Source organism: Cupriavidus sp. GW822-FHT03E04 (assembly GCF_058801495.1).
In genome coordinates this window covers 38,509-64,431 of sequence record NZ_JBXANI010000034.1, presented here as the reverse complement: position 1 = coordinate 64,431, position 25,923 = coordinate 38,509, and the positions used below count along the sequence as shown (strand labels likewise).

The 25,923-nt window shown below is 64.7% G+C and carries 21 protein-coding genes; 9 read left to right on the top strand and 12 right to left on the bottom strand.

The window, feature by feature from the left end:
* Positions 1–24 precede the first annotated feature (24 nt).
* The 4 genes from AC1RQC_RS35010 to AC1RQC_RS34995 are packed head-to-tail and all read left to right on the top strand — an operon-like array spanning position 25 to position 4,103.
* Complete coding sequence (locus AC1RQC_RS35010) at positions 25–846, top strand: ABC transporter permease (RefSeq protein WP_492886084.1); 822 nt, start codon at positions 25–27, stop codon at positions 844–846.
* A gap of 56 nt (positions 847–902) precedes the next feature.
* A complete protein-coding gene (locus AC1RQC_RS35005; protein WP_492375126.1) occupies positions 903–1,745 on the top strand; it encodes an ABC transporter ATP-binding protein in 843 nt (280 codons plus the stop codon).
* 31 nt (positions 1,746–1,776) lie between these two features.
* Positions 1,777–2,727: a TauD/TfdA dioxygenase family protein gene (locus tag AC1RQC_RS35000; protein WP_492375125.1), complete on the top strand. Its 951-nt coding sequence runs from the start codon at positions 1,777–1,779 to the stop codon at positions 2,725–2,727.
* A gap of 11 nt (positions 2,728–2,738) precedes the next feature.
* Positions 2,739–4,103, top strand: coding sequence for an LLM class flavin-dependent oxidoreductase (locus AC1RQC_RS34995; protein ID WP_492886082.1), 1,365 nt, complete (start codon positions 2,739–2,741; stop codon positions 4,101–4,103).
* A 91-nt stretch (positions 4,104–4,194) separates the two neighbouring features.
* Here AC1RQC_RS34995 and AC1RQC_RS34990 read toward each other — a convergent pair whose 3' ends face one another.
* The 9 genes from AC1RQC_RS34990 to cyoA form a co-directional block, all read right to left on the bottom strand.
* Complete coding sequence (locus AC1RQC_RS34990; protein WP_492828081.1) at positions 4,195–5,289, bottom strand: porin; 1,095 nt, start codon at positions 5,287–5,289, stop codon at positions 4,195–4,197.
* A gap of 91 nt (positions 5,290–5,380) precedes the next feature.
* Positions 5,381–6,718, bottom strand: coding sequence for an MFS transporter (locus tag AC1RQC_RS34985; RefSeq protein ID WP_253931963.1), 1,338 nt, complete (start codon positions 6,716–6,718; stop codon positions 5,381–5,383).
* Positions 6,719–6,782: 64 nt separating this feature from the next.
* The gene (locus AC1RQC_RS34980; protein ID WP_492886080.1) at positions 6,783–7,727 is read right to left on the bottom strand and encodes a PDR/VanB family oxidoreductase; all 945 of its coding nucleotides are present in this window, start codon (positions 7,725–7,727) and stop codon (positions 6,783–6,785) included.
* Positions 7,727–8,773, bottom strand: coding sequence for a Rieske 2Fe-2S domain-containing protein (locus AC1RQC_RS34975; protein ID WP_492886078.1), 1,047 nt, complete (start codon positions 8,771–8,773; stop codon positions 7,727–7,729). The genes AC1RQC_RS34980 and AC1RQC_RS34975 overlap by 1 nt, the downstream gene beginning before the upstream one ends.
* A 62-nt stretch (positions 8,774–8,835) precedes the next feature.
* The gene (locus tag AC1RQC_RS34970) at positions 8,836–9,618 is read right to left on the bottom strand and encodes a GntR family transcriptional regulator (protein WP_492886076.1); all 783 of its coding nucleotides are present in this window, start codon (positions 9,616–9,618) and stop codon (positions 8,836–8,838) included.
* 390 nt (positions 9,619–10,008) lie between these two features.
* On the bottom strand, positions 10,009–10,383 hold the full coding sequence (locus AC1RQC_RS34965) for a cytochrome o ubiquinol oxidase subunit IV (protein WP_150987177.1): 375 nt from the start codon (positions 10,381–10,383) through the stop codon (positions 10,009–10,011).
* Positions 10,383–11,033 carry a cytochrome o ubiquinol oxidase subunit III gene (cyoC, locus tag AC1RQC_RS34960; RefSeq protein ID WP_477133450.1) on the bottom strand — a complete coding sequence of 217 codons (651 nt, stop codon included), beginning with the start codon at positions 11,031–11,033 and terminating at the stop codon, positions 10,383–10,385. The genes AC1RQC_RS34965 and cyoC overlap by 1 nt, the downstream gene beginning before the upstream one ends.
* A gap of 3 nt (positions 11,034–11,036) precedes the next feature.
* On the bottom strand, positions 11,037–13,013 hold the full coding sequence (cyoB, locus tag AC1RQC_RS34955; RefSeq protein ID WP_492375119.1) for a cytochrome o ubiquinol oxidase subunit I: 1,977 nt from the start codon (positions 13,011–13,013) through the stop codon (positions 11,037–11,039).
* 8 nt (positions 13,014–13,021) lie between these two features.
* Entirely contained in the window at positions 13,022–13,990 is a 969-nt protein-coding gene (cyoA, locus tag AC1RQC_RS34950; RefSeq protein WP_492886074.1) for a ubiquinol oxidase subunit II, read from the bottom strand.
* Positions 13,991–14,681: 691 nt separating this feature from the next.
* Here cyoA and AC1RQC_RS34945 point away from each other — a divergent pair.
* From AC1RQC_RS34945 to AC1RQC_RS34925, 5 genes are all read left to right on the top strand, one after another.
* On the top strand, positions 14,682–15,650 hold the full coding sequence (locus AC1RQC_RS34945) for an aliphatic sulfonate ABC transporter substrate-binding protein (protein WP_492375117.1): 969 nt from the start codon (positions 14,682–14,684) through the stop codon (positions 15,648–15,650).
* 121 nt (positions 15,651–15,771) lie between these two features.
* The gene (locus tag AC1RQC_RS34940; protein ID WP_492812483.1) at positions 15,772–17,046 is read left to right on the top strand and encodes an O-acetylhomoserine aminocarboxypropyltransferase/cysteine synthase family protein; all 1,275 of its coding nucleotides are present in this window, start codon (positions 15,772–15,774) and stop codon (positions 17,044–17,046) included.
* Positions 17,047–17,520: 474 nt separating this feature from the next.
* Entirely contained in the window at positions 17,521–18,333 is an 813-nt protein-coding gene (locus AC1RQC_RS34935; RefSeq protein WP_492375115.1) for a MetQ/NlpA family ABC transporter substrate-binding protein, read from the top strand.
* A gap of 210 nt (positions 18,334–18,543) precedes the next feature.
* Entirely contained in the window at positions 18,544–19,527 is a 984-nt protein-coding gene (locus AC1RQC_RS34930; protein ID WP_492886072.1) for an aliphatic sulfonate ABC transporter substrate-binding protein, read from the top strand.
* Between the two features lie 397 nt (positions 19,528–19,924).
* Positions 19,925–21,733 (top strand): methyl-accepting chemotaxis protein, encoded by a 1,809-nt coding sequence (locus tag AC1RQC_RS34925; protein WP_492828092.1) that lies wholly within the window; start codon positions 19,925–19,927, stop codon positions 21,731–21,733.
* A 64-nt stretch (positions 21,734–21,797) separates the two neighbouring features.
* Here AC1RQC_RS34925 and AC1RQC_RS34920 read toward each other — a convergent pair whose 3' ends face one another.
* From AC1RQC_RS34920 to AC1RQC_RS34910, 3 genes are all read right to left on the bottom strand, one after another.
* Complete coding sequence (locus AC1RQC_RS34920) at positions 21,798–23,501, bottom strand: putative bifunctional diguanylate cyclase/phosphodiesterase (protein ID WP_492886070.1); 1,704 nt, start codon at positions 23,499–23,501, stop codon at positions 21,798–21,800.
* Positions 23,502–23,664: 163 nt separating this feature from the next.
* A complete protein-coding gene (locus AC1RQC_RS34915; RefSeq protein ID WP_492886068.1) occupies positions 23,665–25,014 on the bottom strand; it encodes an MFS transporter in 1,350 nt (449 codons plus the stop codon).
* Between the two features lie 90 nt (positions 25,015–25,104).
* Entirely contained in the window at positions 25,105–25,920 is an 816-nt protein-coding gene (locus tag AC1RQC_RS34910; protein ID WP_316157643.1) for an enoyl-CoA hydratase/isomerase family protein, read from the bottom strand.
* Positions 25,921–25,923 lie beyond the last annotated feature (3 nt).

Sequence of the window (25,923 nt, the reverse complement as noted above, 5' to 3'; positions counted from 1 at the left end):
AAACCAACAGCAAAGGAAAACAACATGGCCGATGCCTCCGCGACGCTGGTAACGAAATCCGGCAACCCGCGCTCCCTGCACCTCCCGCGCGCGTTGCGCGGCTGGGTACTTCCTATCGGCCTGATCATCCTGTGGTGGGCCGCGGTGCGTTTTGGCTGGAGCACGTCGCCGCTGCTGGTGCCGGTGTCCAAGGTCTGGGCCACGGCGGTAGAGCAGGTGCGCAGCGGCGCGCTGTTTGTCGCGCTGTCGGCCAGCCTGTGGCGTGACGTTGCCGGCTTCGCGCTGGGTGCCAGCGTGGGCCTGTTGTTTGGCACCGCGCTGGGGCTGTCGCGGCTGTTCGAGCAACTGGTGGGGCCGACGTTCCACACCATCAAGCAGATCTCGCTGTTCGCCTGGATTCCGCTGATCTCGGTCTGGTTCGGGCTGGGCGACACCGCCAAGGTGGTGTTCCTGTCGCTCGCGGCTTTCTTCCCCGTGGTGCTCAACACCTTCGAGGGGATCCGCGCCGTGCCCGCCGATCTGCTGGAAGTGGCCAACGTACTGAAGTATTCGCGCCGGCAGGTGCTGCTGCGCGTGGTGCTGCCGTCGGCCTCGCCGTCGATCTTCGCCGGCATCCACCTGGCACTGATCTACGCCTGGCTGGCCACGCTCGGCGCCGAGTACATGCTGGTGTCCGGCAAGGGCATCGGCAACACCCTGACCGATGGCCGCGAGAATTTCTGGATGGACCTGGTGATCTTCGGCGTGATCGTGGTCGGGTTGGTCGGCTTTACGCTGAACTGGATCGCCAGCCGTATCGAGAGCCGCCTGCTGGCGTGGCGCGGGCGCTCAGTCGCCGCCTTCTGATCCTGAACCCATTGCTTCTGAACCCGTTGCTTCTGAACCCATCCCGGAGACCTGTCATGGCCCGAGCCGGCACGCTCGATATCGCGCACCTGCGCAAGCAATATGAAGTCAAGGGCGAGCCCCTGCCCGTCCTCGAAGACATCACGCTGTCCATCGCGCCCGGCGAGTTCGTCAGCATCGTCGGCGCCAGCGGCTGCGGCAAATCGACCTTGCTGCGGCTGGTGGTGGGGCTGGAGGAGGACTACAAGGGCGAGATCCTGCTCGACGGCAAGCGCGTGGTGGGCACCAGCCTGGACCGCGGCATCGTGTTCCAGGAGCACCGGCTGTTCCCGTGGCTGACGGTGGAGCAGAACATCCGCACGGCGCTGCTCAACGCCAACCTGACCGAGACCGAGAAGCGCCGCACGGTGCGCGAGCATATCGCGCTGGTGGGGCTGGCCGGCTTCGAGACCGCGTTCCCCCACCAGCTATCGGGCGGCATGTCCCAGCGCGTGGCCATTGCCCGCGCGCTGGTCACGCGCCCGGAGATCCTGCTGCTCGACGAGCCTTTCGGCGCGCTCGACGCCCTGACCCGCGCTTACCTGCAGCAGGAGCTGCACCGCATCTGGCAGGCCGAGGGCATCACCATGATCCTGGTCACGCACGATGTCGAAGAAGCCATCTACCTGGGCGATCGCGTGGTGGTGATGGAGCCGCGGCCCGGGCGCATCCGGCGCATCCTGCCGGTGCCGCTGGCCCATCCGCGCGACCGCGCCGCGCTGGGCTTCGCACGCGTCAAGGACGACGTGCTGCAGGAATTCACCGGGCGCCCGGCCGATCTCGCGGAAGCGCCCATCAAGCGCGAACCCGATCCGGAAACCACCGACCGGCTGCCACCCCATATCCAGTTCGCGATCTGAATCGCGCCCCTCGCCCACAGGAGAATCCCAGATGACCCAGCAGCAAGCCACAGCACAAGTCAGGCTAGACATCCACCCGGTAGCCGGGCGCATCGGCGCCGAGATCCGCGGCATCAAGCTGGCGCCGGACCTCGACGCCACCACGTTCGGCGCCGTGCGCGCTGCGCTGCTGCGCCACAAGGTGCTGTTCTTGCGCGATCAGGACCACCTGGACGACAAAGCCCAGGAAGGCTTTGCCAGCCTGTTCGGCACGCCCGTGCCCCACCCCACCGTGCCCTCGCGCGACGGCACGCGGTTCCTGCTCGAACTCGATTCCGAGCACGGCGGCCGCGCCAACTCCTGGCATACCGATGTGACCTTCGACCTGGCCTACCCGCAGGTGTCCGTGCTGCGCGGCGTGGTCATTCCCGCCGCCGGCGGCGACACCGTATGGGCCAATACGGCGGCAGCCTACCAGGATCTGCCCGAGGCGCTGCGCGAACTGGCCGACCGCCTGTGGGCGCTGCATACCAACGACTACGATTACGCCGCCACCCGCAACACGGTCAGCACCGAAGCCATCAAGCGCTACCGCGAGGTCTTCACCGCCGCCATTTACGAGACCGAGCATCCGGTGGTGCGCGTGCACCCGGAAACCGGCGAGCGCACGCTGGTGCTGGGGCATTTCGTGAAGAAGCTGCTTGGCTACTCGTCCTCCGACTCGCAGCATCTGGTCTCCGTACTCCAAGACCACGTCCATCGCCTTGAGAACACGGTGCGCTGGCGCTGGCGCGCCAACGACGTGGCGATCTGGGACAACCGCGCCACCCAGCACTACGCCATCAACGACTACGGCGATGCGAAACGCGTGGTACGCCGGGTGACCATCGCGGGCGATGTGCCGGTCAGCGTGGACGGACGCCGCAGCGTATCGGTGAAGTCCGCCGCGCCCAAGCAAGCCGAGCCGGCCAACCACGCGGCGCCGGCGCGCGCCGCCGCATAAGGGAGCCGCAGATGAGCCAACCCGCACAGAAGCGCCAGCTCAAGCTCGGCGCCTTCCTGCAAGCCACCGGCCACCATGTGGCCGGCTGGCGCCACCCCGGCGCGCAGGCCGACGCCGGGCAGAATCTTGCGCACTATGTGCGGCTGGCGCAAAGCGCCGAGGCCGCGCAGTTCGATACGATCTTTCTCGCCGACGGCGTCGCAATCCGCGCGCTTGACGACGCCACCCTGCCCCGCACGGCGCGCGCCGCCAGCTTCGAGCCGCTGACACTGCTCTCGGCCCTGGCCGCGGTGACCGAGCGCATCGGCCTGGTGGCCACCGTCTCCACCACGTACAACGAGCCCTTTCACGTCGCGCGCAAATTCGCCTCGCTCGATCACCTGAGCGGCGGCCGCGCCGGCTGGAATGTGGTGACGTCGTGGTCCGACGCCGAGGCGCGCAACTTCAGCCTGGACAAGCACCCCGAGCACGCTGACCGCTACGCGCGCGCCGAGGAATTCGTGGATGTGGTGACGGGGCTTTGGGACACCTGGGAAGACGACGCATTCCTCTACGACAAGGAAAGCGGCCTGCATTTCGCGGCCAACAAGCTGCACGCACTGGATCACCACGGCAAGCATTTCCAGGTGCGCGGGCCGCTCAACGTGTCACGCCCGCCGCAGGGCCATCCGGTAATCGTGCAGGCGGGCTCGTCCGAGGCCGGACAGGAACTGGCGGCGCGCACGGCGGAGGTCATCTTTACCGCGCAGCAGTCGCTGGAGGATGCCCAGGCCTTTTACCAAGGCCTGAAAGGCCGGCTGGCGCGCTATGGCCGCACACCCGACCAGCTCAAGATCATGCCGGGCGTGTTCCCCGTGATCGGGCGCAGCGAGGCCGAAGCGAAGGAGAAATTCGAGGCGCTGCAAAGCCTGATCCATCCAGCCGTGGGGCTGGCCCTGCTGTCGCAGAACCTCGGCGGCGTGGATCTCTCCGGCTACTCGCTCGACGGGCCGCTGCCCGACGACCTGCCCGAGCCCAACGGCGCCAAGAGCCGTTTCCAGCTGGTGACCGGGCTAGCCCGGCGCGAGGGACTGACCATTCGCCAGCTCTACCTGCGCGTGGCTACCGCGCGCGGGCACTGGTCCATTCATGGCACCGCCGAGAGCATCGCCGATCAGCTGCAGGCCTGGTTTGAAGGCGGCGCCGCCGACGGCTTCAACATCATGCCGCCATGGCTGCCGGGCGGCCTCGACGACTTCATCGAACTGGTGCTGCCAGAGCTGCGCCGGCGCGGGCTGTTTCGCGAGCGCTACGCGGGCAGCACCTTGCGCGAGCACCTGGGCCTGGCGCGGCCGGCGCATCCGCGCGCGTTTGGCGACACACGGCAGGTGGCCTGACAGGCCAGGCATTGCCTTGCGAAGAAGCAAGGGTTGCCAGTTGGCCCGTCCGAGGCGACAGGGCTGCGCAAGCACAGCCATGCTTGCATGGTCAGAACACGTGTTTCATCCCGACCATGGCACCAAGCTGGCTACCGCCGGGTGCGGGATTGGTGCCCGTTCCCGCATTGCTGACGGACTGCGCCAGGTTGCCGCCGTTGTTGATGAAGCCGGCCGTGCCGTAGACGGACGTGCGCTTGGTAAAGGCATAGACGCCGCGCGCCGCGAACAGCCATGCCTTGTCCGCGCTGTTGTGATAGCGCAGGTTGAACACCTCGCCGTCGACGCTGAAGGCCGGCGTCACCTGATACGTCACGCCGCCGTAGAACATGTCGCTCACGGGGGCCGGGCTGGCCCTGTTGTCCCGGCGTAGCCAGCCCAGGCCGATCTTGGTGTCCCGGTTGACCAGTACATAGCCGTTGATGGACAGGCGGTCATCCGTCAGGCTGCTGCGGTTCAGCCCGGCGAAGGCACCTGGGCCGCCGCGCAGCGAATCGTAGGCGGCTGCCACACTCCAGGTCGCGGTGTCGTACTTGAGCATCGCGGACCACTCCCGACAGGCGCGCTGGTCCGCTGGATTCTCCCCGGCGCAGTTGGTGCCCGAGGGGCTCGGGCCCGCGTTGACCGTATCGCGGCCGAAACTGTAGGTGGCGCCGGCGGTCAGGCCGCCGAAGGTACCCTTGTACGAGATGGCATTGTCCGTGCGTGCATTGGGCAGGTAGCTATCCAGCGAGCCCGATCCGAAGGCGTTCGGCCCCAGGATGTCGGGATCGGCCATGGCCCAGAACAGCATGGTGTACTGCCGTCCCAGCGCGACCTGCCCCCAGTTCCCCGCCAGGCCCACCAGCGCCTGGCGGCCGAACAGGCGTCCACCCTGGTTGCTGGCGCCGCTATCGGGCCCGAACCCGGACTCCAGCCAGAAGATTGCCTTCATGCCGCCGCCCAGGTCCTCGGTGCCGCGCAAGCCCCAGCGCGACGGCACCGTGCCAGTCAGGTTCGGCATGCGCAAGACATTGTCCTTCGCCGCGCCGATATGGGAGATGTACTCCACGCCCGTATCCACCACCCCATAAGCCGTCACGTTCTGCGCCGCGGCAACCACCGGGATCGCTGCCGCGATGGCTGCGACCGTATGTCCAAGTTTCATTGTCATCCTCCCGTTTCTTCTAAGATTTGGGGCAAGCCGGGGGCCTGCCGCCCAATGTCGGCACGCTATTGCGCGTTCTATGTGGTACCGCTCAGTGCGCGGCGATACGTACCGCTTGTCCGTCGGCGGCCGGGGACCGGCCAAGCAAGCCGACGCTGGCGATGGCTACCAGCAGCGGCAGCGCGAAGACGTAGTACAGGTTTGAGGTGGGCCAGCCCGCGTCGACCAGCGCGCCGGCGACCAGCGGGGCCAGCACCGCGCCGAAGCGGCCCATGCCGATCGACCAGCCCATGCCCGTGGTGCGGTTTTGCGCCGGATAGAGAATGGGCGCGTAGGCGTACAAGCCGACCATGCAGCCGAAGATGCCGCCACCGATGAACAGGGCCAGCACGAACGCCACCGACAAGGTATTGGCGTACATGCCGAATGCCACCAGCAACAAGGCGGTCAGGACAAAGCAGCTCCACAGCAGCGGCTTGAGCCCGATGCGCGCGGCAAGGAAACCGAACAACGTGCCGCCCACGATGCCACCGACGTTGAGCAGCACGCCGCCGGTAATCCCCTGCTGCGCCGACATGCCGGCCGCCACCAGCAGCTTCGGCGTCCAGCTCAGGACAAAGTAAAAGCTGAACATCACCAGGAAGAACGAAGTCCAGATCATCAGCGTCTGCATGGCGAGGCGACCGCCAAACAAGCTGCGAACCCCGCCCTGGGCTGGCGTCTGCGCGGCGGCGCGCGCCGGCATTTCGGTAATGCGTTCGCGCCCCATGCCGGCGAGAAGCTTGTTGAGCTTGTCGACCGCGCCGGCCGGGCGCCTGGCGATCAGGAAGTCCAGCGATTCAGGCAAGCGTGCCAGCACGACCGGGATCATGGCCAGCGTGACCAGCCCGCCAAAAACGAAGACGCTGCGCCAGCCGTAGTGCAGCAACAGCACGCCGGCGATGGCGCCGCCAATCGTGGCGCCCACCGGATAACCGGTGGCCTGCAGCACGATCGCGGTGCTGCGCCACTTGTCTGAGGCGTATTCGCCGGTAATGACGTTGATGCTGGCCAGCATGCCGCCAATGCCCAGCCCGGTGATCGCCCGCATGGCCGCCAGTTGGGTCACGCTCTGCGCGAAGGCGGAACAAAGCATGCCCGCCGAGATCGTCACCAGGCAGAGCAAGATGACAGGGCGGCGCCCGAGCCGGTCGGCCCAGGGCGCCAGGAACAGCGATCCCGCCGCCATGCCGAACAGCCCGGCACTGAGCAGGACGCCAATCTCCTTGCCGCTAAGGTGCCAGTCGGCCGAGATATGCGAGGCGGTGAACGCCATCGCCAGTACGTCAAAGCCGTCGAGCATATTGAGCACGATGCAGATCGCTACCGCCATGATCTGGAACCGGCTCATCTCGCCCTGGTTGATGGTTTCCCTGATGTCGAGCTTCATTGTCTACCTCCATGGTTTTATTTTGATTTACCCGGCCGATCCGATCGATCTGGATTGACGGCAACTACAAATCCAGCACCAGCAAACCCGTCCGGGCGCGCGAGCAGCACGGCAGGAACTGATCGTTGGCGGCACGTTCCTCGTCGGTCAAATAGGCGTCGCGATGCTCCGGCTCGCCCGCCAGCACCCGCGTCAGGCAGGTTCCGCACACGCCCTGCTCGCAGGATGTCTGGATCTCCACGCCATTGGCCGACAGCGCCTGCACCACCGTCTGGTCCGGCTCAACATCGATCACCAGCCCGCTGCTCTGGACCTTCACCTGGAACGCCCCGGCGACGGCGCCCGGCACCTCGGGCGCGGCAAAATACTCGCGGTGGAGATTCGCCTCCGGCCAGCCGGCCTCCTTCGCCTGGCGCAGCACCGCGTCCATGAAGCCGGCGGGGCCGCACACATAGAGATGCGTCCGTGCGCCGGGGGCGACGAGCAAGCGTGGCAGGTCAGCCCGATGGCCCGGCGGCTCGTCGAAATAGAAATGCGTGCGGTCCCGGAGATCCTCGTGCGCAAGGCGTTCGCGGAACGCCGTATGCGCCGCCGTGCGGGTGCAGTAGTGCAACTCGAACGAGGCGCCGGATTGCGCAAGGCGCTGCGCCATGGCGAGGATCGGCGTGACGCCGATGCCGCCGGCGAGCAGGATCGAATGCGCGGCGCCGGCGGCCAGGGGAAAGTGGTTCTTCGGCTCGCTGATTTCCAGCGTGGCGCCGACTGCCAGCGCGTGCATGGCCACCGACCCGCCCCGGGAGGCGGGGTCGCGCAGCACGCCGATCTGGTAGCGGTGGGTCTCGGCGGGGTCGTTGCACAGGGAGTACTGACGCACCAGTCCCGGCGCGATCCGTACGTCGATATGCGCGCCCGCGGTGAATGCCGGCAGGGTGCCGCCGTGCGGCGCGACCAGTTCGAACACGGCGATGCCCGACGCCGCGTCGGCCTTGCTTGCGATCCTGACCTGCATCACGCGCCCTCCGCCTGCCCGGCCTGTTCTTGCTGCAGCAGGCGATCGAGAATCCGCCGCGCCTGGACGCCGCCGGCGTCGATATTCAGCTTGAGCAGCTTGCGCTCGGGATTGGCCAGGATATTGCGCTGCTGCGCCTCCAGCATTTCCAGGTCTTCGGCGAAGATCTTGCCCTGCCCGTCGCGGATGGTTTCGGTCAGCTGCGCGTCGTCTGCCTTGAAGTTGCGCGCCATGCCCCAGAAGTACCAGATCGAGGTCTCGGTCTCCGGCGTGATGAAGTCCACCACGATGCTCGACGCCTTGTGCTGCGGCTCGGCGTGATAGCCGCCCTTGCCCGCGTGCGCCACGCCCACCTCGATCATGACGTGGCTTGGCGGCGTGAAGCGGCAGATCTGCCAGCGGTCGCAAGGCACATCGTGCGCAAGGCCATTGCCGCGCAACGCCGCGGCCCAGAACGGCGGCGGCATGATGCCCTCCATATGCCGGCCGGTCACGACCATGTCGCCTTCGACCTTGGTGGCCGGTGCCGACTCTTCGATCTCGGCCTGCCCGATGCTGGAGGCATGGACGTAGGTCTCATGGGTCAGGTCCATGAGGTTGTCGATCATCAGCCGGTAGTCGCAATGGATGTGATACAGCCCGCCGCCGTGGGCCCAGTCCGCGCTCACTGCCCACTCCAGATGCGGGATCGCACCCGCATCGGCCAGCGCGGCGTCGCCAGGCCAGACCCAGACAAAACCGTAACGCTCGACGGCCGGATAACTGCGGATCGACGGAAACCCGCCGACGCGCTGCCCGGCCATCCTGGCGCATTTGCCGTCGCGGCCCATGGTCATGCCATGGTAGCCACAGACCAGTTGCCCGTCGCGGACAAAGCCCAGCGAAAGCGGCGCGCCACGGTGCGGGCAAAAGTCCTCCAGCGCGGCGACGTTGCCGTCCTCGCCCCGGAACAGCACCATTTTTTCATTGCAGATCGTGCGGCCAAGCGGTTTTCCCGTGAGTTCGTCCGGCGTGCAGGCCACATACCAAGTGTTTTTCAGAAACATAGCGATCCCCTCCCTGGCGCCCGATCGCGCCAAGGTTCAGTGACTTACGAAAGTGGGTTAGGTCAGGCCGGGCGGCCCGCGCGGCGAATCAGGCTGCCGCCGAGCACCTGCGACATCGCCTGCTGGTTCTGCATGGCGATCTTGAGGTTACGGTTGGCGATGCGGCTGTGTTCGCGCATCAGCGCTTCGGCACGGGTGCCCTCGCGCAGCTCGATCGCCTCGACCACCGAGCGGTGCTGCGCCTGCGCGAGCAGCAGCATTTCGCGCGCGCTTTCATCGATGGACTGGACCATCACGAAGGCGCTGGCGGAGGCGAACGGGATATTCATCACTTTCTCGATCTGCCGTGCAACCAGGGGGCTGCCGGCCGCCTCAGCCAACAACTGGTGGAAGCGCGCGTTGAGATCGACGTAAGCAGAGAACTTGACCGCGGTCAGCTCGCCGGTGAGCGCCGTGTCGATTTGCGTGATGCAGTCGCGCAAGCCGCTCAGGATGGTCTGGCCGACGCCACGCTCCGCGGCAAGCCGTGCCGCCATGCCTTCCATCGTGCCCCGCAGTTCGATCGCATCGCTGATTTCACTTTCGGCGAAGGAACGGACCGCAAAGCCGCCGGATGGGATGGGCTCGACCAGGCCTTCTTCCTGCAACCGGATCAACGCGGCCCGGATCGGGGTGCGGGAGACGCCGAGGCGCTCAACCACCCACAGTTCGGAGATGCGAGCACCCGGCGCGAGGTCGCCGCCGAGGATCAGCTCCCGCAATCCGAGCAGGGCCCGGACCGCCTGGGAAGCGCTGGCGCCGGCTTTGCTGTCGCTGAGATTGTCGTTGTCGTTGTCGGTCTGCATGATGCGCTGTCTCTCATTGTGGGGGCGAGCGTGTCCGGTGATGCAAGATGGCCGCTGTTGAATACAGAGTGTATCCACAATAAACTGACCAGGCAATGTGAAAGCTGAAAACCGAGGGTAAACGTCGATAAAACGCGAAGAACCAGAGAGTAACGAGAAGACAGGCAGCGTATTTCGGGGGAATACTCGACCACATAGAACATGTTGTATACAACGAAGAATCAAGGCCTGGCGGGGCAAAAACCCACTGCCCGCGATGCCAGAAACACATGTTCCGCTGCCGCACAAACAAAAACGACCCGGGCGCTCACGCGACCGGGTCGTCTTGTCACATCGTTTGCGTGACGCGGTTCGACAGAAAGCCGAACCGCGCTTAGCCACCCTTCACGCTCAATGCACCATCATATTGGCGTTCATGTTGTGCATGATCCACAGCGAGCCCGCCACCACGATCAGCAGGATCAGCGCGGTGAAGGCCAGGGCCATCACGTTCCAGCGCTGCTCCGACGAGCTGTCCAGGTGCAGGAAATAGATCAGGTGCACGACGATCTGCACGACCGCCAGGCCCAGGATCACGGCCAGCGTGGTCGAGGCTTCCAGCGTGCCGCCCATCACCAGCTTGAACGGGATGACGGTCAGGATCACCGCCAGCACGAAGCCGATCACATACGACTTGACGCTGCCATGGCTGGCGCCTGCGGACGTGGTGCCGTGCCCGTCGTGGGCGCGGTGAGCGCCGGCGGCAGAGACGTTGCTATGTTCCATTACATCGCTCCCATCAGGTAGACCACGGTGAACACGCCGATCCAGACGATGTCCAGAAAGTGCCAGAACAAGGCGAAGCAGGCCAGGCGCTTGGTCATGGTCGGGGTCAGGCCCTTGCGGGAGATCTGCCACATCAGCACAGCCATCCACAGCAGGCCGCTCGCCACGTGCAGGCCGTGGGTGCCGACCAGCGTGAAGAACGACGACAGGAAGGCGCTGCGCTCGGGGCCGGCGCCCTCGGCGATCATGTGATGGAACTCGTTGATTTCCATGCCGATGAACGCCACGCCCAGCAAGAACGTGATGCCAAGCCAGAACTGCAGGCGGGCACGCTGGCCGTTATGCAGGGAGATCATTGCCATGCCCGAGGTCAAGCTGCTGAACAACAGCAGGAAGGTCTCGACCAGGACGTAGTTCAGCTCGAACAACTCCTTGCCCGACGGGCCGCCTGCCACTTCGCCACGCAGCACCGCGAACGCGGCGAACAACCCGGCGAAGATGATGCAGTCGCTCATCAGGTACACCCAGAAACCAAACACCGTGTTGGCGCTGGTGTCGTGATGGGCGTGATCGTGCGAATGATCGTGCGAGTGGGCATGCGCCTGGGCGGCGCCATGCGCGGGATAACGCTGTAGGACTTCAGTCGTCATGGTTCAGGCCTGTGACGCAATGCGCTGGAAATGGCTCGTTTCGACCGCCTTGACTTCGTGCGCGGGCACGTAGTAGTCGATGTGGTCGTCGTTGCTGCGGAAGATAAAGCTGACGATCATGCCAACCAGGCCTACCGCCGCCAGCCACCAGATATGCCAGGTCAGGGCAAAGCCCAGCGCCAGGCTGAAGGCACCGATGTAGAAGCCGGCGCCGGTGTTCTTCGGCATGTGGATCTGCTCGTAGTGCGCTTGTTGCTGCGGCACTTCACCACGCGCCTTCATGTCGGCGAACGCGTCCAGGTCACGCACCACCGGGGTATGCGCGAAGTTGTAGAACGGCGGCGGCGACGAAGTTGCCCACTCCAGCGTACGGCCACCCCAGGGGTCGCCCGTCACGTCGAGGAGTTCCTTGCGGCGGCGCACGCTGACCACGATCTGCAGGATCTGGAACAGGATGCCCAGGCCAACAAACGCGGCGCCGAGCACGGCCACGTACAGGTACGGGTTCCACGCCGGATTGTCGGTGTGGTTCAGGCGACGGGTCATGCCCATGAAGCCCAGCGCGTACAGCGGCATGAAGGCCAGGTAGAAACCGATGATCCAGCACCAGAACGCGTACTTGCCCAGGCGCTCGTCGAGCTTGAAGCCGAAGGCCTTCGGGAACCAGTAGGTAATGCCGGCGATGTAGCCGAACAGCACGCCACCGATGATCACGTTGTGGAAGTGGGCGATCAGGAACAGGCTGTTGTGCAGCACGAAGTCAGCCGCCGGCACTGCCATCAGCACGCCGGTCATGCCGCCGATCACGAAGGTGACCATGAAGCCCAGCGTCCACAGCACGGGCGTGGTCATCTGCACACGGCCGCGGTACATGGTGAACAGCCAGTTGAAGATCTTCACCCCGGTCGGGATGGAGATGATCATGGTGGTGATGCCGAAGAACGCATTCACGTTGGCGCCGGAGCCCATCGTGAAGAAGTGGTGCAGCCAGACCAGGAACGACAGCACCATGATGGCGCAGGTCGCGTAGACCATGCCCTTGTAGCCGAACAGCTTCTTGCCGGAGAACGTCGAGATGATTTCCGAGAAGATGCCGAATGCCGGCAGGATCAGGATGTACACCTCGGGGTGGCCCCAGATCCAGATCAGGTTCACGTACATCATGGCGTTGCCGCCCATTTCGTTCGTGAAGAAGTGCATGCCCAGGTAGCGGTCAAGGCCCAGCAGGCCCAGCGTGACGGTCAGCACCGGGAAAGCGGCGATGATCAGCACGTTGGTGCACAGCGCGGTCCAGGTGAACACCGGCATGCGCATCAGGGTCATGCCCGGGGCGCGCATCTTGAGGATGGTCACCAGGAAGTTGACGCCGGTCAGCAAGGTGCCCAGGCCCGAGATCTGCAAGCTCCAGAGGTAGTAGTCCACCCCCACGCCAGGGCTGTACGCAATGCCGGACAACGGCGGATAGGCCAGCCAGCCGGTGCGCGCGAACTCGCCAACGCCCAGCGAGACGTTGACCAGCATCGCGCCGGCAACGAACAGCCAGAAGCTCAGCGTGTTGAGGAACGGGAAGGCCACGTCGCGCGCGCCGATCTGCAGCGGCACGACCAGGTTCATCAGGCCCGTCATCAGCGGCATCGCCACGAAGAAGATCATGATCACGCCGTGGGCGGTGAAGATCTGGTCGTAGTGCTCAGGCGGCAGGATGCCCGGCGAGCCGTTGGTGGACAACGCCAGCTGGGTACGCATCATGATGGCGTCGGCAAAGCCGCGCAGCAGCATGATCAGCGCAACCACGGAATACATGATGCCGATCTTCTTGTGGTCGACCGAGGTGAACCAGTCGTTCCACAGCCATTTCCACTTGCCGAAATAGGTGATCAGCGCGCATAGCGCCACGCCACCCAGCGCCACCATCGTCAACGTGCCCATGATGATGGGCTCGTGGAACGGGATGGCATCCAAACTCAATTTGCCAAACATCTCTACTCCTAGGAATTCGAGCCCGGCGCCGGCGTAGCGGGCGCGGCCATGGACACCTGGCTCACGCCAAGGGTGTTGCGCGAGGTGCAGACGGGACCAAACGAGGTGCCGTTGCCGGCGATAGCGCCACCGGCGCCGTCCATGTACTTGTGCAGGATGCCGTGGTACAGCTGCGGATCGACCTTGGCGTACAGCGCCACGGGATTCGCCTCGCTGGGCTTGGCCAGCGCGCTGTAGTCAGCCAGGGTCAGCTGGCTCGACGAGGCGCGGACCTGCTTGACCCACGCCTCGAAGTCGAAGTTCGACACCGACTTGGCCTTGAACTTCATGCCCGAGAAGCCGCCGCCGCTGTAGTTGGCCGACATGCCGTCGAACGCGCCGGTCTCGCTGGCGATCAGGTGCAGCTTGGTCTCCATGCCCGCCATGGCGTACACCTGGCTGCCCAGTTGCGGAATGAAGAAGGAATTCATGATCGAATCCGACGTGATCTTGAAGTTCACGGGAGTGTTCACCGGGAACGCGATCTCGTTGACCGTGGCAATGCCCAGGTCCGGATAGATGAACAGCCATTTCCAGTTCAGCGCAACCGCCTCGATGGTGATCGGCTTGACGTTGGATTCGATGGGCTTATAGGGGTCCAGGTCGTGCGAGGACTTCCACGTGATGATGCCCAGCACCAGGATGATCAGGCAGGGAATCAGCCAGACCACGACTTCGATCCCGGTCGAGTGGGACCAGTCCGGCTCGTAGCGGGCCGACTTGTTGCTGGCGCGGTACTTCCAGGCGAAGGTGAAGACCAGCACGATCACCGGCACCACGACAAGCAGCATCAACCAGGTCGCGATCAGGATGATGTTTTTGACGTCGGCGCCAATCTGGCCCTTCGGATCTAGCACGGCCATGTTGCATCCGGCCAGCAAGAGCACGGCGGCGCTAGGCATTAGCCGCGTCCAACGCGGAAGTTTGGGTATCTTCATGTCACGACTGGTTGAGTTGGCCACGGCAGCGACGGCGCGGCGTGATTCTGCTGCCAGATGCGCGAGCAAGAGGCAGGCTTAAGGCTTGGGGGAAACTGGGTCAGATCCGGGTCAAGCGACCGGTGTGCCGGGGGACGCGCCGATCAGCGGCAGCCTGGCTTGGTCCTTGTGGGACGGATCAAAGTGGGACTGCGGCGGTCCACACAGGAGGACGTCGGCGTGGCGCGGCCCGGCGAGCTTGCCTGGTGGGCAAGCAGGGTGTTCGGGTGAGGTTCGCGGTACGTCAGACATCGTGGCCGCGAATCTACCGCATCGCAGCATTGAGGGTAAACCCGTGATCTAGAACACACTGTTCGGAAAATCGGACAATGCAGCTTCTTCTGCCATCTCACAGGCAACACCCAACTAAGCCGAGACATTTTTGACTGCGGCAAGGTGTCGCAGGGGTGCGCACCCTTGAAAGCAGCTGCACAAACCGCAACGCGCGTGCGGCGAGCATTTCGGTGGGCAATGCGGTGGAAAGCAGGATGCCATGGACCGCCAAAACCTGCTTGCCGGCGCGTTGCGCCCGCCGTGGTTCTATGCAAATGCAATAACCTTCGTTCCCCTCCTCGCGCGATTTCGCAACCATAGGGCCGCATCCCAACCTCAGACCCTTGCTACCGCATCGTCGACTTCGGAGAACATCGCAATGCATCCTTTCCGCCAATGGCTACCCGTTGTCGGCCGCGCCCTGGCCATCGCCGCGCTGTCCTGGTCCGCCGCCGGCCATGCCGCCGACGCGTCGGTCCGCGTGGGCTACCAGAAGGCCGGCCTGCTGGCCGTGCTCAAAGCGCAGGGCTCGCTGGAGAAAAAGCTCGCCCCGCTCGGCTTCAAGGTGGAGTGGAAGGAATTCCCCGCCGGCCCGCAGTTGCTGGAGGCGCTCAATGCCGGCGGCATCGACTTTGGCTACACGGGCGCGCCGCCGGCAGTGTTCGCCCAGGCGGCGCGTGCCAACTTTGTCTACGTGGGCGCAGAGCCAGGCGGCAAGACCAACGAGGCGCTGTTCGTGCTGGAGAAGTCGCCGATCCGCTCGGTGGCCGACCTGCGCGGCAAGCGCATCGCCTTGCAAAAAGGCTCCAGCTCCAACTACCTGCTGGTGCAGTTGCTGAACAAGCATGGGCTGGCCCTGCAGGACATCCAGCCGATCTACCTGCCGCCCGCCGATGCGCGCGCCGCCTTCGAGAGCGGCAACGTGGACGCCTGGGTGGTCTGGGACCCGTACTACGCGCTGGCGCAGAAGGCGCTGAAGGTGCGCACCATCGCCGACTATGAAGGCGTGCCCTCCCCCTTCAACTTCTATGAAGCGGCCAACGGCTTCGTCAAAGCGCAGCCGCAAGTGGTCAATGCCATCCTGGAGCAACTGCGCACGACCGGCCTGTGGGTGGTGAAGAACCCCGGCGAGACTGCCGCCCTGCTCGCGCCTGCCGTGGGCCTGGACACGCAGGTCGTGGAGACCTGGCTCAAGCGCGTGCCGTACGGCGCCACCCCGGTGACGCCGGAGGTGATCGCCGCCCAGCAGCGGGTGGCCGACCTGTTCCATGAGCAGAAACTGATCCCCACCGCCGTCAAGGTCAAGGACAACGTCTGGCAGGCGAGCTTCCCCCTGGCCAGCCAGTAAGGGGCCAAGGCCCGAATCCGGGGCGGGCCCGCGCGGTCCGCCCCGGATGGCACACGCGAACCACGGCTGCTACCATGCCCGTTCCTGAGCGTATTCATTCCAACAAAAAGACAACGACATCATGAAAATCGAGACAATTGCCGTTCACGGCGGCTACTCCCCGGACCCCACCACGCGTGCCGTGGCCGTGCCGATCTACCAGACCGTTGCGTATGCGTTCGACAACGCGCAGCACGGCGCCGACCTGTTCGACCTCAAGGTGCCCGGCAATATCTACAGCCGCATCATGAACCCCACCAACGACGTGCTGGAGCAGCGGCTGGCCGCGCTCGAGGGCGGCGTGGGCGCGCTGGCGCTGGCGTCCGGCATGGCGGCCATCACCTATGCCATCCAGACCATCGCCGAGGCCGGCGACAACATCATCTCGGCCAGCCAGCTCTACGGCGGCACCTACAACCTGTTCGCGCACACGCTACCCCTGTCCGGCATCGAGACCCGCTTTGCCGATGGCCGCAACCCGGCCGCCTTCGGCGACCTGGTGGATGCGCGCACCAAGGCGATCTTCGTGGAGTCGGTGGGCAACCCGCTGGGCAACATCGTCGATATCGCAGCCATTGCCAAGGTGGCGCATAGCCACGGCATCCCGCTGATCGTGGACAACACCGTGCCCTCGCCCTACCTGTGCCGTCCGTTCGAGCATGGCGCGGACATCGTCGTGCACTCGCTCACCAAATACCTGGGCGGCCACGGCAACAGCGTGGGCGGCGCCATCGTCGATAGCGGCAAGTTCCCGTGGGCCGAGCACAAGGCGCGCTTCAAGCGCCTGAACGAGCCGGATGTGTCGTACCACGGCGTGGTCTACACCGAAGCGCTCGGCGCGGCGGCCTATATCGGCCGCGCCCGCGTGGTGCCGCTGCGCAATACCGGCGCGGCGCTGTCGCCGTTCAATGCCTTCCTGATCCTGCAAGGCATCGAGACCCTGGCGCTGCGGCTGGACCGCATCACCGAGAACGCGCTGGCTGTCGCGCGCCACCTGAAGGCCAGCTCCAAGGTGGAGTGGGTCAACTTTGCCGGCCTGCCGGAGCACCCGGACCACGCGCTGGTGCAGCGCTACCTGGGCGGGCGCGGCCCCGGCATCCTGTCGTTCGGCCTGAAGAGCGGCGGCCGCGAAGCCGGCGCGCGCTTCCTGGACGCGCTGCAACTGTTCACCCGCCTGGTCAACATCGGCGACGCCAAGTCGCTGGCGACCCATCCGGCCTCCACCACGCACCGCCAGCTCGACGCAGCCGAGCTGAAGGCCGCTGGTGTCAGCGAAGACATGGTGCGCCTGTCGATCGGCATCGAGCATATCGACGACCTGCTGGAAGACCTGGAGCGCGCGCTGGCCGCGGCCTGAGGGGTGGCGGGGTAGCGCAGTAGCTGGCGTCGCAACGCGGCGCTCGCAACAAGAAGGGCCGGTGGCACATGGATGCCACCGGCCCTTCTTGTTTTCCGCCGCGCTGGCGATCGCTTAAGCCCGCCGCTTAAGCCCGCTTGGAAGCCCAAAAATGGGAAGCACAAACAAAAACGCCCACCAATGAGGCGGGCGCGAATCCAATTCCTTGGTGGGATTGGAGGAGACAGTTCAATCATAACCGCAATACGGGTTATCCCGCAACTACTACCCGATTGCGTATGCATATTCCGCAGCGCAACAGCCGTTGGCGTCACACGAACGCCTGCAAACCCACATACAGGCATATGCAAGTGCGTTATAAGACCATGCATTTTTACTCGTTCCTTGAACGTATGCACTTCCCTACAATGGGCATCCTTGCTTGCCGCCATCCCGGTAAGCCACGATGCACACAAACAATACGGGGAGCTTTAGATGAAACTGGGTTTCGGAATTCGACTGATTGCCGCGGTGCTCGCGCTCGGCGCGATCCAGACGGCCGGCGCGGCTGATCCGGACAAAAAGGAAATCCGCTTCGGCGCCACCGCTGGTCCCTACTCCGACCAGATCCGCTACGGCATCAAGCCCCTGCTGGAAAAAAAAGGCTACAAGGTCACTATCGTTGAGTTCAGCGACTACGTGCAGCCCAACCTGGCGCTGGCCGATGGCGCCATCGACGCCAATGCCTTCCAGCACGTGGCCTACCTGAAGAAGTTCTCCGGCGACCGCAAGCTGCAATTGTCGGAAGTCATCCAGGTCCCCACCGCCCCGATCGGCATCTACAGCCGCAAGCACAAGTCGCTGACGGAAGTGAAGCCGGGCGCGTCGGTGTCGCTGCCTAACGATCCGTCCAACCTGGCACGCGCCATCGCCATGCTCCAGCAGATCGGCTGGATCACGCTCAAGGCCGGCACCGACCCGATCCGCGCCAGTGAGCGCGACATCGAAGGCAACCCGAACAAGCTCAAGCTGATCCAGCTCGAAGCCGCGCAACTGCCGCGCTCGCTCGACGACGTGGACTTCGCCTTCGTCAACGGCAACTTCGCGCTGTCCTCCGGCCTCAAGCTAACCGAAGCGCTCAGCCTGGAAAAGATTCCCGACTACTACATGAACCTGGTTGCCGTGCGCACCGCCGACACCGGCAAGCCGTTCGTCAAGGACATCCGCGAGGCTTACCAGTCGCCGGAATTCAAGGCGACCACGCAGCAACGCTTTGCCGGCTTCCTGCCGCCGGCCTACCAGCGCTAAGCCAGGCCGCGCACCGATGGCGCGGCGCTGTCAGGAAGCCCCCATGCGGGGCTCTTTTTCTTTGACGCGCCATCATGCACATCGGCACGCACCGGCGCCGGCTTCTTCACACCTCCCCGCATAAGCAACTGCGGCATTCTTCGTTCCTTGCGGCATGGCTTTCGCCTACCCTCTTCCCCTTACAACTTGAAAGACACGCGGGGAGCGGCAATGACAAACGAACTCAACCAGCGGCGGCGGAGAATCGTTGTCAGCGGCATGCTGGCCGCCGGCACGGCCGGCGCGCTTGGCACGGCCTTGCCAGCACGCGCGCAGGCGCCAAAGCACACACTGCGCATCGGCTTCCAGAAATCGTCCACGCTGATGATCCTGCTGAAATCACGCGAGACGCTGGAGAAGGCGCTCGCGCCGCAGGGCGCATCGGTGCAATGGTATGAATTCACCTCGGGCCTGCCGCTGCTGGAATCCCTCAATATCGGCAACCTCGACCTGAGCGCGGACGTGGCCGACGCGGTGCCGCCCTTCGCGCTCGCGGCCGGCGCCAACCTGACCTACTATGCCATCGAGACGCCCTCGCCCGAAGCGCAGGCCATTGTGGTGCGGCAGGATTCGCCGATCAAGGAAATCGCCCACCTCAAAGGCCAGCGCATTGCCTTTGCCAAGGGCGCGGGCGCGCACTACCTGCTGCTCGAAGCGCTGGCCAGCGCCGGGCTGTCGATCCGCGATATCGAGCCCGCCTACCTGAGCCCGGCCGACGCGCGCGCCGCCTTCGAGCGCGGCAGCGTGGCCGCCTGGGTGATCTGGGACCCGTTCCTGGCGGCAGTGCAACGCCAGGCCAACGCGCGCATCCTGCGCGATGGCAAGGGGCTTTCGAGCTACCGGCGCTTCTACCTCGCCGCCACGCCGTACGCGCGAAAGCATGCGGACGTGCTGGCCGTGGTCTATGAAGAACTGCGCCGCGCCGGCGAATGGATCAAGCAAAACCCCGCGGCCGCCGCGCAGTGGCATGCGCCGCTGATCGGCCTGGACGCGCCCACGGTGGAAGCCGCCAACCGCCGCCGGACGTACCAGGTGCAGACGGTAGATGCGGCCTCGCTCGATGAGCAGCAGCGCATCGCCGATGCGTTCACCAGCCAGAAGATCCTGCCGCGCAAGGTCGTGGTGGCGGAGTCGCCGGTATGGCGGCGCGCTTGACCCTCGGGACCCTTCGCTTGCCGCCACGTTAGCAGTTGAAGGTCCGTGCGCACTGGCAGCGGAAAAGACACAGCGCTCTCACGCGCAGAACACGACCTCACAAAGACGAGAGGCCTCCACTTCGGAGGCCATTTTTTTTGCGCGAGGCAGGCTCCGTCCATGCCAACAGACGCACCACTTCGGTGCCAAACACCCGAAAAAACCGAGCATCCGGATATCCGAACAGCCAGATCGCGCTTCATCCGGATATCCGAATGGCGCTCTTCGCACTTTAAAAATAGGCTGCCCGATGGTCCTAAATTCGCCGGCAACAATGCCGTAAGAGCGAGCCAGGACCCTTCGCCCCCACCGCTCCAAAGGCTATCCGCCAGATGAGCCAAACATAAAAGATCCAACTATGCTGTCCTCCCTCCGCGCGCGCATCGTGGCCCTATCCGTGGCCATCGTCGTGGTGGCGCTCATCGCCAATGCCGTTATCAATCACGTGGTGGCCAGTTCGTACAACGACGACGCCATCGACAGCAACCTGGCCGCCGTGCAGAACGGCCACGTCGGCGCCATCGCCGACTGGGTGGCGAGCCACATGCAGATGATCGACTCGCTGCAGGACGCGGCAACGCAGCCCGACACCAACGCCGCCATCGCCGCGCTCAAGCAGGTAGGCAGCGCCGGCGGCTTCGTCATGACCTACATCGGTTTTCCCGACAAGTCCCACCGGTTTTCTGATACCGAAGGCCTGCGGCCCAATTACGATCCCACGTCCCGCCCCTGGTACAAGCAGGCCGTGGCCGCGGGCAAGCCGGTGGTCACGCCGCCCTACGTGGCCGCCAGCAGCGGCAAGCTGGTCGTGACCTTCGCCGTGCCCATCCTGCGCGACGGCGCGCTCAAGGGCGTGGTGGCCGGCGACGTGTCCATGGACAGCGTCATCGCCACCATCAAGGCCATCCACCCCACGCCTGCCAGCTTCGGCGTGCTGGTAACAAAGGACGGCAAGATCGTGGCCCACCAGGACGATAAGCTCACGCTCAAGCCCCTGACGGATCTGATGCCCGCGCTTGCCATCGACAAGCTCGCAGCGCTCGAAGGCGCCAAGGCCCCGTTGCAGGTCGATGTGGACAATGCGCCCAAGCTGCTGCGGGCGCGCGGCGTGCCCGGCACGGACTGGATTGCCGTGATCGCGCTGGACCAGGGCGAGGCGACCGCAGGCATGCGCTCCATGCTGATGGCATCGGTGTTCGTGCTGATCGTGATCGCTTGCGTGGCGGCCGCCATCGTCGCCGGGGTGACAGCGGTTTCATTCCGAAGGCTGTCGGTGATTCGCGACGCCATGCGGGATATCGGTAGCGGGGATGGCGACCTGACGCGCCGCCTGCCAGCCAATGGCTCCGATGAGGTGGCGCAGATTGCGCAGGCGTTCAACGCCTTCGCCGAGAAGCTGGTCAGCGTGATGCGCCAGATTCGGGATGCCAGTGCATCTGTACATGCGGCCGCTGACGAGATCGCGGCCGGAAACATCGACCTTTCGCGGCGAACTGAATCGGCTGCGGCGAGCCTGGAAGAGACGGCGGCGTCGATGGAACAGATCACCGCGACCGTGAGCCAGTCCGCCATGTCGGCCAAGCAGGCCGATGCGTCTGCGATCGCAGCCTCCCAGGTCGCTGGCAATGGTGGCGCCGCCATTGGCGAGGCCATTCAGACCATGAGCGAGATCGAGCGGGCTTCGGTCAAGGTGTCCGACATCATCGGCGTGATCGAAGGCATTGCATTCCAGACCAACATCCTTGCGCTGAATGCTGCGGTGGAAGCGGCGCGCGCCGGCGAGCAGGGCCGTGGATTTGCCGTGGTTGCCGGTGAGGTGCGCGGGCTGGCGCAGCGCAGTTCGCAGGCTGCGAAGGAGATCAAGACGCTGATCGAGACCACCGTCGACAGCGTGGTGTCCGGCTCCGGGCAGGTACGCCGCGCCGGAGACACGATGAATGCGATCGTCGGGAACGTGGACAAGGTGACCAGCATCATTTCCGAGATCACCAATGCGGCGCAGGAGCAGACCCGGGGCATCCAGGAGGTGAACCGGGCGGTCAGCCAGCTGGATCAGATGGTGCAGCAGAACGCGGCTCTGGTGGAGGAATCCACCGCGGCGGCCGAGGCGTTGCAGGGGCAGGCCGGCGCGTTGGCGGGGGTCGTGGGGCAGTTCAGGCTGGGGTGAGGTACTGGGAGCCCATGGCGGGCTCCCGCATCTCGGTGTTCTCCCCTCTGCCTGAATGGCGCAATCACACACGCAGCATGAATTCCGCAAAGGCCTCCGAGTCAAGCGGGCGGCTGACTAGATAGCCCTGAATGGCATCGCATCCGGCATCCTTCAGCTCCGCAGCCTGGCGTTGGCACTCGACGCCTTCCGCGATTGTTTTCATTCCCAGCGAACGAGCGAGAGAGACAATGCTGCGGATGATCGCAGACGCCTTCTCCGAATCGGCCAGCGCCCGAACGAACGATTTGTCGATCTTCAGGGTGTCGATGGGCAGTCGGACCAGATAGCCGAGACTGGAGTATCCAGAGCCGAAGTCGTCCAGCGATGTGGATATGCCGGCTAGCTTCAGCGCCGCGAGCACGGACGTTGCCTTCTCGATATCGCTCACCAGACTGTCCTCCGTGACTTCAATGTCGAGCATTGCGGGGGAGACGTCGTATGCCCTCGCGATACGGAGAATCATATCGGTAAGTTCCACACAGAGAAGTTGCCGAGCCGACAGATTGAGGCTGATCCGCGGTATGGATACACCCAGCCGTCGCCAGGCACCGATATGGCGGCAAACTGCATTGAGCAGCCATTCGACGAGGGCTGCTTCATATGGGGACTCAAGTAACACATCCAGGAATGCGTGCGGCATCAGCAATCCTCGTTCAGGATGACGCCAGCGAAGCAGCGCCTCAGCACCGATTGGTAAAGCATCCGCGAGTGCTATCTGAGGCTGGAAATGAAGCTCGAACTGGTTCGCGGCAAACGCCTCACGAAGATCCATGCGCAAGGCAAGGCGGTCACGCATGCCCCGATCGAGTGCGCCATCGTACGCGCGCACCTGAAATCGGCCAGATGACTTCGCTGCGTACATGGCCGTGTCGGCACGACTCAGCAATGCCTCGGCCGATTCCGGTGCTTCTCTCAGTAGCGCGATGCCAATGCTAGCCGACAGGCAGACGGATCTTCCGCATGCCTCGAATGGCATCGCGAGCTCACGGAGCACCGCATGCGCGAACGCTTCTGCCGCGTTCTCGGTCGTATTGCGTAACAGCAGGACAAACTCGTCGCCCCCTACGCGCGCGGCGAAACATTCAGGTTCGAGAATTGCGACTAGCCTTTTCGCAAAGCCGCGCAGCAGATCATCGCCGACAGCATGACCGAACGCATCGTTGACTTCCTTGAATTGGTCCAGGTCAATAAACAGCACAGCCAGGGAAGCACCCTGCGTAAAGCCTGGTGAAGCGGCCTCGGCGACCGCGCCTGATAGCGTTTCCATGCACTTGCGCCGGTTGGGCAAACCAGTCAGATAGTCGTGACTAGCTTCAAACTCCAACAGCGCCGCGTGCTCGTGTTCGCGCGTGACGTCGCGGAAGAGTACCGTAATGCCATCGTCGTGGGCAAATGAGCGAGCCTCAAACCAGGTGTCGAGCGGTGCGTAATAGTCAGTATGCCGACCGGGGAGTCCAGTTGCCGCCGTCTGCTGATAGACGCGGTAGTAGCCGGAGTCCACCAAGTCCGGGTAACACTGCCAGATGTCGCGCCCCAGCAGGTTTTGCCGCTCCTGCTGCAAGTATCGTTCGGCTGTATGGTTGAGATAGGTGAAGCGCCACGATCTGTCTATCGACATGAATCCGTCGCTCAGGCTATCAAGCAGGTCACCAAGGTGAGGCGGTGCGGGCTGTCGGGCGCCGGCATCTTTCGGGCGGGGAGGACAAAAGTCAGGCTGTCGTTCCATTTTGTTTGGGGCCATCTGTTCGCGTCGGACCCAAAGGCATCGCACGTGCGCAAACCGCGGGGTCATTGCATTCTAGCCGCGTTTGCCACCGCTACGAACATCGGGATGCGCTCGCGCCCCCCCGCCTTTCATGGGGAAGATGCAGCCCCCGCATGCTGGATCTCTACGCTCCATTGTCGCCAAGGCGCCCTGCCGTCTCCGGAACGATGAACGCACCCACCAGGTAGATGATGGTGACAACCGCCAGGAAGATGCCCAGCACCATGGGCAGTTCGGCCGGGGTGCTGGCGCACAGCGAAGCAAACGTCGGCATCATGCCACCGACGGCAAATCCGATATTCCATGACAGGCCGGTCCCCGTGGCACGGATGCTGGTGGGGAACCGTTCGTTCAGGAAAATGAGGATCGGGGCGAAGCCGCTGCAGCCCAGCATGGACAGCACCACGGCATACAGGCCGAGCGTGGTGGTGTCCGGCGCCGCCGGCATCCACTGGTAGAGCAACGGCAGCACCACCACGTTCAGCGCGCCGATCAACAGGAAGGCTCGCTTGCGGCCGATCATCGTACTGAGGTGGCCGGCAAGAATCGATGCCACGATCACACCCAAACTGCTGGCCATCAGGATGGCGGCAGACTCGCCAGCCGATGCCTTCACCACCACCTTGAGGAAGGTCGGCAGATAGCCGGAGGTCAGGTAGTAGGCGCTGCCACCGCCCACGGTGAGCAGGATGTTGACGAAGAGGACGCCACGGTACTGGCGGGAGAAGATCACGCGCAGCGGGTTCTCAACCGGCGCGGCATGCCCCTTGGCCGCCTGCAACTGCTTCCACAGCGGAGACTCCTCCAGCGAGTTGAAGATGAACAGGCCGAGCAACGAGCTGATGACGCCGGAGAAGAACATGCAGCGCCAACCCCAGGCATCGAACGCTTCCCCCGGAAACAGCGCGGTCATCGCCATGTAAGTAATGGAAGCCAGCAGTGCCCCGAGACCCGCGCCACCGCCACCGACCAGCCCGGAGACGGCGCCGCGCCAGGATGGGGGCACCGATTCGGTACCGATGGTGTGGGTGGATGCCACCACGCCACCAACGAAGATACCCTGCACCAGCCGCAGCAGGATAAACAAGGCTGGCGCAAGCAGCCCCACCTGACCCACCGTAGGCAGCAGGCCGAACGCCGCCGTGGACAAGCCAACACCAGTGACGGCAACAACCATCGCCCCCTTGCGGCCGTGGCGGTCGGCATAGGAGCCGAAGATCGCCGAGCCGAGCGGCCGCATCAGCAGCGTCACGGCAAACGACGCATACACCGCCGCCAGCGACAGCATCGCGTGCTCCGACGGGAAAAACAGCCTGCCGATCACGGGCGCCACGAACAGCAGGATGAACAGGTCGAACAGGTCCAGCGCCCATCCCATGCAGGACGCCGCCACGGCACCAAACACCTGGCGATTGCTCGCCGCTGGCAGCGCCTCGCTGATCGTCGCTGCACTCTTCTTTGCTACGGCTTCCATTGTTGTCTCCTTTGATTTGGATCTCTGCTTGGATCATTACGGCAGCTATGACGCGCGGGCGGTGCCTTGCCGGCGCGCCCGCGATTTCCATCAGCTGCCGCGGAACGCCGGCTTGCGCTTGCCGTGGAAGGCTTCCACGCCTTCGCGGAAATCGTCCGAGCTGCGCAGGCGGCTATAGCAATGCCCTTCCAGCTCGATGGCGATCGACAGCGGCGCGTCCTCGGTGTCGTTGAGCAGCTTCTTGGCGGTGCGCTGCGCCAGCGGCGAGAAGCCGCGCAGCTCGTCGACCAGCGCATCGGTGGCGGCTTCCAGCTCGGCGTCTGCCACGCATTCCACGGCGATGCCCCACTCATAAGCCTGCTTGCCCGAGATGCGGCGCGAGCGCATCACGATGTCCTTGGTGCGGCCGATGCCCACCATCTTCTGCAGGCGCGCCGAGCCGCCCGAGCCGGGGATCTGGCCGAGCTTCTGTTCCGGCAGCGCGTACTGCGTGGTCTCGGTGGCGATGCGGAAGTCGCACGCCAGCGACAGCTCGAAGCCCACGCCAAAGCAGTAGCCGCGGTTGGCGGCAATCACCGGCTTGCTGCAGCGCGCCGGTGCCGCCACGTTCCAGGCCAGTTGCGAGACATGCTCGGGCGACGCCTCCAGGAATCCCTTGATATCGCCGCCGCTGGAAAAATGCTCGCCTTGCGAACGCAGCACGATCACGCGCACGCGATCGTCGGCATCCAGCGCTTCAATGACGGCGCGCAACTGGTCGCGCGCTGCCATGGCGATCACGTTGTAGGGTGGACGGTGCAGGATGATGTCCGCACGCTCGCGCCCGGCATCGATCTCCACGGAGAAGCCGTCGAGTTGCTGGAGCCGCTGCTGGTCGGGATGGATCATCTCGATTGCCTGGGTCATGTC